Here is a 12,533-nt window from a genome sequence, read left to right on the forward strand (position 1 = left end):
CATCTGAGCCGTTTTTGTTGCTGCATGAATTATGTTAATAACACTTTTATTTTAAATCCTTTGGCTTGAACTTCATCGGTATAACCGAAGCTGATCCTCCCCCCTTGTTTCTCGACAATACTATTAACGATAGATAAACCAAGCCCTGAGCCTATATTGGTATTTTGGCTATCCAGGACTCGATAAAATGGCGAAAGAAGCTTGTCATGATGCTCAGGGGCGACACCAATACCACTATCACTGACCGTTATTTGTGTTTTACCCGACTGTTGGCTTATTTGAATTTCAATTACGCCATCTTGAGGAGAATAGCGAATGGCATTATCGAGTAGGTTTTTGAATAAAGTGTATAGATCTAATTTATCGAGTGAGCAGTCGATGTTTAGATCCCCTTCGATACCCAAGTCTAGATTTTTTTCATCGACTATAGGGTAAAGATCTTCGATAACACTCTTCAGCACAGCTTCAATATTAGCGGTCTGATGTTCGGCTATATGGCTGCCTTGAACTCTAGCAAGTGTTAGCAGCTGCTCTAGCAGCTTGCGGCTACGCCCAATACCTAACCTGAGTGCATTGACACGTTGTAGCTCTTTTTCTGGAAGGTTCTCATCTCCGATACATTCAGCTTGGAGGGATAATGCGGTGAGCGGTGAACGTAACTCATGCGCCGCATTAGCAATGAATATTTCTTGTTCTTCTATCGAAGATTTCAACCGGCCAATGAGGTGATTAATTTCAGAGACGAAAGGCATGATCTCCGAGGGCAGATCCTCAAGTGAAATAGACTGAATATTGTGTCGGTGGCTAGACTCCACCGCTTTCGCGGCTAACTGAATGGGTTTTAATCGGCTATGAAGTATTAGGTTCATGATTAAAATTAACAAAGGAATGACAGCAATAAAGGGTAACAAGGTGGCTCTTGCCATCTCCCATGCGAGCTCATCTCGCTCCGATGTTTTTTGAAGAACCAGTAGTTGTTGCCTTTCAAGCGATGAGCGAATTAGCACTCGATAATCATTTTCAGCGAGTGTGAGATTATACAAACCGTCATTGAGCTGCTTAGAAACATCTTTAAAAGGCAGTGTAAGCGCTTGGGCTTGATGCATATCTCGCATCGCAACAAGGATCTCAGGCATTCCCCTTTCACTCTTTGTTTTGATTACGGTGTTGGGTTTAGGTTTATGTTCGGCATCAAATAGCTTGGATACTTGTTTTAATGTTGCATCTTGCCACTCAATAGCTTCTTGATAAGTATTAAAGAAAGTATAACTGGCTATCCCAGCCGCAGCCGTAATTAGGCTCACTGAAAGCCATAAAGAAAGTTGATATTTTAAAGAACCTAGTGCCATTATTTTAATACCATCCATCCGACACCACGAATATTTTTGATCGTAGTTGCGCCTAATTTTTTACGCAGTGAATAAATTAAATATTCAATTGCGTTACTTTCCACTTCATTACCCCACCCATAAATTTTCTCTTCTAAATCAGCTTTAGACAAGATAGCGCCGGGTCTGATCAATAATGCTCTGAGTAAGGAAAATTCTCGATTGGATAAAAGCATACTCGTCGATAATTGCAGGTTCATTTTGTCTGCATACGGCACGGTAAAACTCACCTCATTAGTGGCAGGATTAAGTATTAGCTGACTACTTTCTAAGGTCGGTACTGAACTGCCACTTCGGCGTCGAATAACCGCTCTCATTCTCGCTAACAGTTCACTCATGTCGAAAGGCTTAATCACATAGTCATCAGCCCCAGAATCGAGTCCCTCAATACGACTTTTTAAGGTATCTCTAGCGGTGATGACGATCACCGCCAGATTATATTTTTCGCGGATCTTAGCCAGAACAACTAAACCATCGAGACCGGGCAAACCAAGGTCTAGCAATACACAATCATAATTATGGGTTGCTAGACTGTCTAATGCACTTTGCCCATTGTTTACCCAATCTATAGCATAACTGGCATCGATTAGTGATTGCTGCATCGCTTCAGCAATCATAATATCGTCTTCAACAAGTAAGATCCGCACTGCTTTACCTTCTTATATTGGCTTCGGTGATTTCAATAACTTAGACGACAATGCCCGATAGATAATCGGCATAATAATTGTCGCTAACGGGATCTGCACTAATAGGCCTGAAATAATAGCAATCGCTAAAGGTTGCTGCATTGCAGAGCCTTGCCCAATCGCTAAGGCTAATGGCATAAGTGCCAAAATAGTCGCCAGAGTCGTCATTGAAATAGGTCTAAGTCTATTACTACCCGCTTGAATGATAGCCTGATCAGAAGCGACACCATTCGTGACGAGTTCTTTATATTCAGAGAAGTAGAATATAGATATCTCCGTGACAATACCCGCAATCATCGTCATACCCATCATTGCAGTAATGTTTAGCTCAGTATTTGTGACCCATAGGCCAATGAATACTGCGGATATAGACAACAGCGGGGTGATAATAATCGCAACCGCGGCAGCAAATGTTTCATACATATAAAGAAGCAGTATAAATATTAAGGCAATAGCGGCAACGAAAACCGCGATTAAGCCTTGAAATGCTATTTGCTGTTGCTGGTATAAGCCCCCTAACTCAAAATAAACACCTTTTGGCAGTAATGAGGAATTGTTGAGTAACTGCTTAATTTCTGCAACTGTTGACCCCATATCTCTGCCATCAATACGACCCGTTACCGCAACCATATTTTTTAGGTTATCTCGAACTATCTGAGGCTGTCCAGACTCCGTCACGACATTAGCGATTTGTTTGAGTTGCAATCGATGACCGTCGGTGGCGGTTAACCAAAACTGCTCCAAGCTGAGAATATTGGTTCTATCTCCTTCTGGCACCCAAACTCTCACATCGACAAGTTTAATACCTTGCTGGATGCTTGTTACTACTTGTCCATTAAACCAAGCATCCAGCTGGCTGGTAACCTGTGCAGGCGTTAGCCCCTGTAGTGCGGCCTTATCTCGATTAACAATCACATTGACGGCATTACCCGCAAGCACAATACCATCTTTAACATCGACCACTCCCGAGATCTTGCTGATGGCATCTGCAACTTTAGGGGCTAAGGCCATTAATTCTTCAGGTTTATTACCGTACAATTTAATTTCAATCGGTTGAGGAACTGCGGTTAAATCCCCAATGACATCTTCCATTAACAGCGCCATCTCGATCTCTAGCCCAGGCACTTGATCATCAATCTGATTACGGATCTCACTCATAATCTGATCGATAGGGGGTCTTGGAAAAGGCGTTAACCTGACAAAGAAATCACCTTCGTTTGCTTCAACTAAACCGCCACTGAGTGCTAAGCCTGTTCGTCTTGAGTAGGTTTCTACCGCTGGATTTTTTTGCAAGATATCTTCAACTTGCAGTAACAGACGATTAGATTCCGTTAATGAGGTTCCCGGTGCAGAGACATAGTCGAGTACAAAGCCACCTTCATCCATTGCAGGCATAAATCCAGTGCCTACATTTTGATAACTCAGGAAACCACAAAAAAGCAGAGGGGCTAAACCTAGGCCGATTAGCCAAGGTCGCTTTATGAGACGGGTCATTAGCTGACGATATGCTTGTTGGATACCCGCAAAAATAGGCCCTATATCCTCTTTATCGGTATCTTTATCAGTAATAAAATATTCTGCTAACAGTGGCACTATTAACCAAGTGAATAAAAAGGAGATCAGTAGACTGCTGGCCATTGTCAGTGACAGTGCTTTAAAGAAAGATCCGGTAACGCCGCTAAGAAAAGCTAAAGGAATAAAAATAACAATGGTTGCCGAGGATGAACCCACCAACGGTTTGGTAAACTCAACGGCTGCTTTTTGAATGTTATCTCGTTTACTGGTGCCTAGTTTAGCCTCTCTGAGTCGTCGAATAATATGCTCAATCATAACGATAGCATCATCGACGATTAATCCCACCGCAGCCGCCATGCCTCCTAATGTCATGATGTTAAAGCTCATACCAAACAACCATAGCAATAACACTGTACTGGCCAGAACGGCAGGCACGATAATCATCGCAATAAAGGTTATTTTGATACTTCGCAGAAATACCAGCAGTACCAGCCCAGCCAGCAACACGCCAATGATAATAGCGTCGCGTACACTGGTGGCTGATTCCGTTACCAATTGGCTTTGATCATACCAATTAGCAATTTTTAAACTGCTTGCATTAGTCGCGGAAAAGTCTGCCAACTTTTGATTAATATCCTTGGTTATCTGAACAGAATTACCCTTAGGTTGTTGGTAAACCTGTACTAATACGGCTTCATGACCATCGGCATTCACTTTAATCCACTGTGGTGCGGTCGCTAAACTAACTGCTGCTACATCTTTTAGATAAATATTCCCCGTAGCTTGACTCTTAACAACGATATTGTTGATCGCTTGCTCGCCCTTTAAACGGGAGTCAGACATAAGCAGATACAGCTTATAGTGGTCTTCTAAACGCCCTATCGCTTGTAAAGTATTGTTAGTGGATACAGCTTGAGCAATATCATTAAAGTTAAGTTGGTAAGCGGCTAATTTATCGGGATTAACATCGATATGGTATTCCGATTTCTGACCACCTAAGATGCCAATTTCGGCAATACCGGTAACGGAACTCAGCAGAGGGACTAACTGTAAGTCAGCGATATCTTTAAGCTGTACTAAAGACAGTGAGTCAGACGTTAGACTGTAGGCGGCGATAGGAAAAACCGTCGGGTCCATACGCCTAACACTAAATTTAACCCCTGCAGGCAGCGTGGCAAGACTTTGATTAAGTGCTGCATCTATCTGTAACAGGGCAGATACCATATCCTGCCCCCATTCGAAATTAACCGAAACCTCAGCACTGCCTCGACTCGAGGTGGAGCGTAGATTCACCACGCCTGGCACGGCTCTAATCGCTTGTTCTATAGGACGGGTGACCGCAATAGACATTTTGTCAGCGGGCTGATCGCCAGCATCAATCGCCACCACAATCCGCGGGAATACCACATGAGGAAATAATGACACTGGTGATATAAACGAAGTCGCAAGGCCGGCTAATGTAAGAAATGTCACAAAAATTAAAATCGAACGTTTATGTGAAGCTGCCCATGATGCTGCCGTCATTACAGAGCCCCTCTTAATGCCATACCATCGGTTAATACGTAATTTCCGCTACTAACAACGTTATCTCCGACGGTCAAATCCCCAATAACTTCGGTTAGTTTTTCCTGCTCAACTCCAATCTCCACCCCGATTTTAACCGCAATATTATTAACGTTTTTGAACACATAAGCTTTACCATTTGTCGTTAATACCGCACTTCTAGGCACAACTAAGCCAACATGGGTCGCCGCTCTAATGCTTGCTTTAACATTGTCTCCCAATACAAATAAATGAGATTGCTCTTCTGGTATGTGACTAAATATATCTACTAGGTGAGTGTTTACGTTTAGCATCGAGTTAATATTACTTATCTCACTATTGGATTCACTCTTACTATCAAAAACGGATGTGATGGTCACGGGCAACTTAACCGTCAGTTGATTAACCTGTTTAGGTTCAATACCCAGTTGGGCAATTAATCGATTATTCGCGGCGATGAGTACAGCATTGGTATTTGCAGCCACCCTTTGTCCTTGCGAGACACTGAATTGTGTGATCACGCCATCGACCGGTGCTCTCAGTATTTCTGATGATTTATCAACGTTTTTTTGTTTCAAAGCGTTCAGTGACGCCTTAGCATCGTTAAGGTTACTGTAGGCCGAATCAAGGTTTCCCTGAGTGACCAGTTGAGACTTTAATAATTTTTGGCTACGGGCTAATTGCTTTTTAGCTAATTCAACTGCACTTTGAGCCTGAATATATTGCATTCTCGCTTCCGGTGCCGTAATGAGCTCAATCAGTTTCTGTCCTTTTTGGACTCGCTGCCCGCTGCGAACCCAAACCTGATTGACTTGTCCAGCATGAGATAAAGACATATTGATTAGATAAGCGGGATCAGGAATAAGCAAACCGTACGCAGTGATCTGCTCACTGATACTCTGCTCCACGACCGGAGTGGTTGTCACGGCTGCTGTAGTTTGTGCATAACTTGACGTAGCACTGAGCAGAAGTGCGGCTGCCATCGCTAATCGACAGGTAAAAGATGACCAAGGGGAAAGTAACGTCATTATAATGATTCCATTGATTTTTGAGGTGTTGAATAAGCCACTTCTGCCGGTATCGCCAGTAATGCATTAAGTGAAATGCTGGTATTCCAGATGCTTTGTTTTAATCTCAGCTGTTCAAGCTGTTTATTGAGTAGACTGGTTTCCATTGTGAGCATGGTCAAAGAGCTGATTTCGCCATTTTTCAACGCTTTCTGTGCTTGAGAGACCATGTCTTGTAATGGGGGAAGGTGCTGATCTAGATACTGCTGCTGTTCTTCTGCAAGCAAGCTTTGCAATGCTAATAATTGTTCGACTTGATTACGCGATTGAGTCATGCGCTCATTGAACTCCATTCTTAACTGCTCTCGAGTCGCTTCTTCTATCGCGATATTGCCTTTGTTAGCATTAAATAACGGTAAGCTCAGCCCGATACCGATCCCATTAGTGACTAAACCACCGTTATCTTTCGCGTGAGTGATCCCCGCAGTCAGTGCTGGAAATTGCTTTAAAATAGCTTGGTGATAACGACTTTCTTGTGCTTGATATCCTGCAGATAAGGCGAGAAGATCGGGGCGATTACTGGCTAAGTTTGTGAGCAGTGAATCTGCAACGTTTTTAGGCACGACTTTCAAGCTAGGTAAATCACTAATGTTAAGCGTGGTACTCGAGTCGATACCCATTTCTAGACACAAATCATGGTGAGTTTGACTGTGTTTCTGCGCAAGTTGGCTCAACTGTACATTGATGTCGAGTAATGCCGTCAGATCCGGCCCATAGGTTTCTAAAGTAAGATTACCCGCTGCTAATTCATGCTGAGACTGATTTAATCGTACTTGATATAAGTCGTGAATTTTATTTAATAGGGCAAGTTGTTGCAGCTCCAATTTATATTGGATGGTTAAGGTTTGAACGCGCTGTACAACTTGCCACTCAGCCCACAGTAGATTGAGTTTATTTTGTGTCATGAAGTACTTTTCTGCATCTAATGCACTTGTGCGAGTAAATAACCAGGTAGTATCAAAATTGAGACCTGCAGACCACGCATTAACTGCGGTACTGCTATTGGGCTTATCTAAACTCATTGATAATTGTGGATCAGGTAATAGCCCAGCGGAAAAAACCTGTGCTTGCGATACCTTTAACTGCGCTCGCTTTATTTCAAGAATAGGATTTGCGTATATCGCAAGGGTGGCTATTTCGGTAAGGTTCAAACCATCGTCGATTGAAACTGCACCGGCTGGAGCCAATGAAACAAGTTCATTAATATTTAGGGGTTGCTTAGGAGTTAAATTAAGCGGCTTTGCTTGATAAGTTGCACAGCCAGATATTGTAAAAATTAGAGTACAGAAGAACAGTGTTCTAAAAGGGGACAATGGTTGCTTCATTACGAATGCTCGCGTGTCGGATGCCGTTAAAGTGCAGGATAGAGCGGCAATCTTAGGAGAGACTTAGCAAGCTAAATAATTTATTGAAAATTGATGATGCCACCCTCGAAGTGCGGCTGTTATTGAGTGCGTGAGAATGAGTACTCTAGCGTAAAAAGAATTGTCATGTGATACCCATCAGCTTAAGGAACACGATGTTATCGCGCCGCTTTCACGCTGGTTTTGCAGTGCCGAGCACATTGAGTGGCTCTCTTTATTGATACAATAGCCCGCTAACATTAAACACGACGCTGATTAAACTGCACTCCCATTAAATAGCACTTAATGATGAGCGGTGTTACCCCTACATCAACCTGTAATCCTTTTGAGTACAGGCGGATACAAGCTCAGAGATGTGTAAAAGTAGCAAAGGAAAGAAATGACTCTAATACGTTCTATTGGCCAGCAATGGAGTAAATCAATTCTAGCGCATCGCTTAGGGTTAACATTGCAAGATAATGAGGTTGTACAACCACTTTTTGGTGGTGCTACGTCACTCATCACCGTGACAAACACGATTGCGGCATTGACCTTTGCTGAGGGAGCGCCGCTATGGTTACCACCGCTTGAAAGTGGCGATGACACGCCACTGACAAATTCGGTCACACTCAACTGTTTATTCGCTGCTTATCGTTTGTTGTTTATTAAAGAGCTTGAGCAAGGCGAACTAAATCAGTCAGAACACTTGGCACTCACTATCGGTTTCCAATGGAGCCAATCGTTAATCAACAACGATATTGATGCGACATTAACCGCTGACAGTAAACAGCTGTGCAATTTACTGCAAACCATTCATCGCCAGTTAGAGCAAGTGCGCACCGATAAACGAGCCTCTAACCGCAACATGGGCAGTTAAGCCGTTTTTCGCCCCAAGTTATCATCCATAAAAAAGCCCGCAACTTATTCAGCTACGGGCTTTATTTTTGTCTCGTTAAATACCCATTAGTATTATCTAGCGATAAAGGCGTGTCTCTTTTGGCAGCAGTTGAAAATCTTGCTGCATCTGCAGTAAGAAGTCACTCCCGAGCAGTGCAATACCACGATAAAAATCAGTATTAGCATCTGCCAAAGCCAACTCAAAACAACGATTAGCCCAAGGCAGAAAATGCTGTTGTAGCAAGACCTGAGTAAAGCGTATTAAGGCTTGGTTATCGGCTTCAAGCTCAAGACGACCAAAGGTTTGATCCAGTACGGCAAAGAACAACCCAATATGATCAACTGGTTGTGGGTAATCCACCGCAACCTCAACGCCATGTGCGTGATAGAAATCCATAAGCGCCGTAGTCGAACGATCATTGAGTAACTGCGCTTCACTGAGATATACCGAACCTTGCGGCACAGCCTTAGGCTCACCAGGACCAAAAAATAGCTGTCCATAATCAAGTTTAAGCTCAATAAGTTGTTCGCTATGATCATCATCTGGCCACTGTTGTAAAAACGTAGTCAGTGCCTCGCGACCTTGGCTATTTTGCTTACTATTAGCAAATACTGGCCAGCTACCTGCTACATCGCAATCCTTTAGCCCCTGCACTAGCTCGGCTTCTGGATAACGAATAAGGCAGTGGTGCAAAATGCGCGCTAGGCCTTGGTACTCGATAAAATCAACCGTGTTGATAGACGCTGTATTTGAAGACATGGTTCACCTTTAAAACTAAACGCCCATATTGGCCGTCGCTTTGATTTCACTCGACTTTAATCATAACGATTAGCGCCACACTTTGGCACCAATCGCTGGTCATTTTACACTTCTGACGTGTTTAAAATACTGCCGTCACCGCTACCTGCCGGACTACCGTTTACGTTAGCCTTGATGATAAGGTTAGGAGACGTGATAGATGGTGATGGCAGTGGTGCAATATGCCCATCGCCTTCGCCATATTTGGCACGTAAGTTATCCATAGTATCGAAGTCGAGTGCACGCAGTGGGCAAGACTCAACACACACTGGCTTACGACCATCAGCGATACGCTCATAACAGCCATCACACTTAGTCATGACTTTGCGTTCGCGGTCAATTTGCGGTGCATCATACGGACAGGCACGAGCACAGCTTTCACAACCGATACAGATGTCTTGTGCCACGTGGACGAGACCGTCTTCACGACGCTTGTGCATTGCACCTGTTGGACAGGCTTTAACACACACAGGCTCAGAACAATGGTTACAACCAATAGACATATAGTAAGCAAATACATTTTGCTCAAAACAACCGTTGTTACCTTCAGTCCATTCTCCGCCGCCGTATTCATACACACGACGCCAAGTTACGCCGTCTAGCGCAGGCAAGGTATTGCCTTCTGGATTACTATTGTTACGAATTTCATTGCTTTGACGATCTTTACAAGACACGTGACACGCTTTACAACCACTGCACTTAGTGCTGTCTACATAAAAACCGTATTGAGTTGGTTCAGTCATAATTAACTACTCTCTTAAATCTTTTTGATGGCAACACGGATGGTGTGCTGTGGATTACCTTTAGCAACGGGGCTTGGCTGATAGCGAGTTAGCGAGTTAATCGCGCCGCCTTCATCAATAATGTGCCCTGTGCTACCAACGGTTGTACCTGGGTTGAACCAAGCACCTTGACCCAGTGCAAATACACCCGGCGCTACACGTGGAGTAATACGCACCTTGACTTCGATTGAGCCACGTTCGTTGTACATCTCAATCTTGTCGCCAGAGCTTAAGCCATGCTTAGCACCGTCCATTGGGTTAACCCAAACGGCATCTTCTACCGCTTCGCGCAACCAAGGTACGTTATGGTAGCTTGAGTGAGTACGACCTTTAGTGTGGTAACCCGCTAACTGAATTGGGTAGTCTACTTTGGTCTCTTCATCTTCATAGCCGTCCCACGTCACTGTGTACTTTGGGATCGCCGTGATGGTGTCACCCTTAATACCCGTCGGGTTTTGCGCACTGTTTTCTTGATCCCAGTTCGCTGCACGCCATGCCAGTTCAGCAGAGTAGATCTCAATCTTGCCACTTGGCGTTGATAGTGCTTTGCCACCTTTAATGTAGCTTTCAAGTGCAACGTGCTTGTCATTCATGTGCTTACGGAAGAAACCAATCTCTTGTGCTTCTTTGTAAGTCGCAGGAAACGCAGGGACGACACCGACGTTGGTGCTGCTGTCTCTGGTTTTTTGGTAAAGTTCTTCAAGCCACTGCTCTTCAGTCTTACCTTCAGTGAACGCAGCTTCACAACCCATGTATTTCGCAATCAAAGCTGATGCTTCATACATAGACTTACAATCCCACATAGGTTCAATCGCCGACTTCATTGCCGTGATGTAACCCAGTGCGCCAGATGCGTAAGAGTCGTTAACCAAATCGTTTGATTCTAACCAGCTGGTGTCTGGGAGGATGATGTCGGCAAACTTAGCGCCAGGGGTCATCCAGCAATCACAACTAACGATGAGCTCTACACCCGATTCATCTTCTAAGATTTTGGCGGTGTTGTTAATTTCAGCATGCTGGTTTAGCAATGTGCTATCAGAGGCTGAAATGATCACTTTGATGTTAGTACCAAGTGGCGTATCTAAACCCTCGGTACCACGAATACCATGGCTACGAGCCGTCATGGTTTCGCCGTTGTGAATAGCTTCAGACCAAGTGAAGAAAGAGATACTTTCTTTTACTGGGTTGCTACCCGTTGGAATGCCTGCACGGTACATACCGCTCATGGATGGCAACTCACCGCTTGATGCACCTAGCGTACCTAGCTTACCGGTTAGCACTGACAGCATGTAAAGCGCACGCATGGTTTGCTCACCGTTAGCTTGACGGTTAACACCGGCGCCTACGACGATATAAGGTCTTTCAGATGCCATTAGATCATCAGCAATCTGTATAATTTGTGCAGTCGGAATACCGGTGATTTTTTCAGCCCATTCAGGGGTTTTCTTAGGTTCATTGGCATGCATGCCTTCACTTAAGATGTAATCACGGTAGTTCTCTTCTGGGTTCATGACGTTGGCATATTCTTGCTTAGTCGCATCACCGCTGGCTGCAAAGATATCTATTTGCATTTGAATAGACGCAGCGTCAAAACCCACGGCAAACTTATTGATGAAATCCAATGAGTTTGCATCAACCCAGCCAGAGCTGATCATTTGATAAGCAATCGCTTCAGCAAATGCAGCATCGGTACCTGGACGAATAGGTAACCACTTAGACTCTTTACCTAACATAGAGTCAGTGTAACGAGGGTCAATCATCACCACTTTTAAGCCGTTAGACTTTTGCAGTGCTTTTAAGTAATCGTAACCTTCACCGCTGCCAGACTGGCGAACTTCACTTGGGTTGTATGCCACGCCCAATAGAAAGTCACTTTCAGCCAATGTTACCGTTGAAGAACCTTCAGTACTGCCAGTACCAAAAGTGTGCTTCGCCGCTTCCATTTGCTGCGCCCATGAGTAGTTACCGTAGGCATTCAGGCAACCGCCGTTTAGGTTGAATAAACGGTTAAAACACGCGTTTGATGCAAAACCATAGTAAGCACCAGAACCGTAGCTGCGGAAAATAGCCTTGTTACCATGCTCATTAATCACTGAAGATAGCTTAGTACCAATGGTCTTTGCGGCTTCGTCCCAAGTGATTGGCACAAACTTGCCTTCGCCACGCTTACCAACACGTTTCATTGGCGACTTTAGACGGTCAACGGCATAGGTACGTTGGCGTAACGAACGACCACGGGCACAGGCACGCACTTGGTAAATATCATCACCATCGACAATGTCATGATCCGTTTCAACACGGGTAATAACACCGTCACGACTGAAGACTTTAACGGGGCAGTTTGAACCACAGTTTACCAGGCACGCAGACCAAGTAATGGTTTCTTCACCCACTGGCGGCTTAGGCGGAATAACATTGGCATCATCAGAGCTGGAATTACAGCCTGTAACCGTTGCTGCACAGCCCAGCGCAGCACTCATTTTTAAGAAACTTCTACGTTCCATAATCTCGTTT

General features: G+C 44.2%; 9 protein-coding genes. 1 reads left to right on the plus strand and 8 read right to left on the minus strand.

Annotated features, from left to right (window positions below; translation table 11 throughout):
• Window positions 1-29: 29 nt before the first annotated feature.
• From L2729_RS06225 to L2729_RS06245, 5 genes are read right to left on the minus strand one after another with little or no spacing between them, the layout of a single operon-like run.
• Window positions 30-1,349 (minus strand): sensor histidine kinase, encoded by a 1,320-nt coding sequence (locus L2729_RS06225; RefSeq protein WP_248987490.1) that lies wholly within the window; start codon window positions 1,347-1,349, stop codon window positions 30-32.
• Complete coding sequence (locus L2729_RS21770; RefSeq protein WP_248987491.1) at window positions 1,349-2,035, minus strand: response regulator; 687 nt, start codon at window positions 2,033-2,035, stop codon at window positions 1,349-1,351. The genes L2729_RS06225 and L2729_RS21770 overlap by 1 nt, the downstream gene beginning before the upstream one ends.
• Window positions 2,036-2,047: 12 nt before the next feature.
• Complete coding sequence (locus L2729_RS06235) at window positions 2,048-5,113, minus strand: efflux RND transporter permease subunit (RefSeq protein ID WP_248987492.1); 3,066 nt, start codon at window positions 5,111-5,113, stop codon at window positions 2,048-2,050.
• Window positions 5,113-6,159 carry an efflux RND transporter periplasmic adaptor subunit gene (locus L2729_RS06240; protein ID WP_248987493.1) on the minus strand — a complete coding sequence of 349 codons (1,047 nt, stop codon included), beginning with the start codon at window positions 6,157-6,159 and terminating at the stop codon, window positions 5,113-5,115. Before L2729_RS06240 ends, L2729_RS06235 begins: the two co-directional genes overlap by 1 nt.
• Window positions 6,159-7,523: a TolC family protein gene (locus tag L2729_RS06245; protein WP_248987494.1), complete on the minus strand. Its 1,365-nt coding sequence runs from the start codon at window positions 7,521-7,523 to the stop codon at window positions 6,159-6,161. Before L2729_RS06245 ends, L2729_RS06240 begins: the two co-directional genes overlap by 1 nt.
• Window positions 7,524-7,941: 418 nt before the next feature.
• Between L2729_RS06245 and L2729_RS06250 the strand changes: the two genes are divergently transcribed.
• Window positions 7,942-8,418 carry a hypothetical protein gene (locus L2729_RS06250; RefSeq protein WP_248987495.1) on the plus strand — a complete coding sequence of 159 codons (477 nt, stop codon included), beginning with the start codon at window positions 7,942-7,944 and terminating at the stop codon, window positions 8,416-8,418.
• A 96-nt stretch (window positions 8,419-8,514) separates the two neighbouring features.
• Here L2729_RS06250 and L2729_RS06255 read toward each other — a convergent pair whose 3' ends face one another.
• The 3 genes from L2729_RS06255 to L2729_RS06265 form a co-directional block, all read right to left on the minus strand.
• A complete protein-coding gene (locus L2729_RS06255; protein WP_248987496.1) occupies window positions 8,515-9,198 on the minus strand; it encodes a TorD/DmsD family molecular chaperone in 684 nt (227 codons plus the stop codon).
• Between the two features lie 104 nt (window positions 9,199-9,302).
• Window positions 9,303-9,980: a DMSO/selenate family reductase complex B subunit gene (locus L2729_RS06260; protein ID WP_248987497.1), complete on the minus strand. Its 678-nt coding sequence runs from the start codon at window positions 9,978-9,980 to the stop codon at window positions 9,303-9,305.
• A gap of 14 nt (window positions 9,981-9,994) precedes the next feature.
• The gene (locus L2729_RS06265) at window positions 9,995-12,523 is read right to left on the minus strand and encodes a DMSO/selenate family reductase complex A subunit (protein ID WP_248987498.1); all 2,529 of its coding nucleotides are present in this window, start codon (window positions 12,521-12,523) and stop codon (window positions 9,995-9,997) included.
• Window positions 12,524-12,533: the final 10 nt, after the last annotated feature.

Origin of the sequence: Shewanella gelidimarina (genome assembly GCF_023283945.1) — a bacterium.
Classification (GTDB): Bacteria; Pseudomonadota; Gammaproteobacteria; order Enterobacterales; family Shewanellaceae; genus Shewanella; species Shewanella gelidimarina.

What these genes read in the sequence shown, in the direction of transcription:
- L2729_RS06225 (WP_248987490.1), bottom strand. Translation starts at nt 1,349, where the DNA reads ATGGCACTAGGTTCTTTAAAATATCAACTTTCTTTATGGCTTTCAGTG.
- L2729_RS06235 (WP_248987492.1), bottom strand. Translation starts at nt 5,113, where the DNA reads ATGACGGCAGCATCATGGGCAGCTTCACATAAACGTTCGATTTTAATT.
- L2729_RS06240 (WP_248987493.1), bottom strand. Translation starts at nt 6,159, where the DNA reads ATGACGTTACTTTCCCCTTGGTCATCTTTTACCTGTCGATTAGCGATG.
- L2729_RS06245 (WP_248987494.1), bottom strand. Translation starts at nt 7,523, where the DNA reads ATGAAGCAACCATTGTCCCCTTTTAGAACACTGTTCTTCTGTACTCTA.
- L2729_RS06250 (WP_248987495.1), top strand. Translation starts at nt 7,942, where the DNA reads ATGACTCTAATACGTTCTATTGGCCAGCAATGGAGTAAATCAATTCTA.
- L2729_RS06255 (WP_248987496.1), bottom strand. Translation starts at nt 9,198, where the DNA reads ATGTCTTCAAATACAGCGTCTATCAACACGGTTGATTTTATCGAGTAC.
- L2729_RS06260 (WP_248987497.1), bottom strand. Translation starts at nt 9,980, where the DNA reads ATGACTGAACCAACTCAATACGGTTTTTATGTAGACAGCACTAAGTGC.
- L2729_RS06265 (WP_248987498.1), bottom strand. Translation starts at nt 12,523, where the DNA reads ATGGAACGTAGAAGTTTCTTAAAAATGAGTGCTGCGCTGGGCTGTGCA.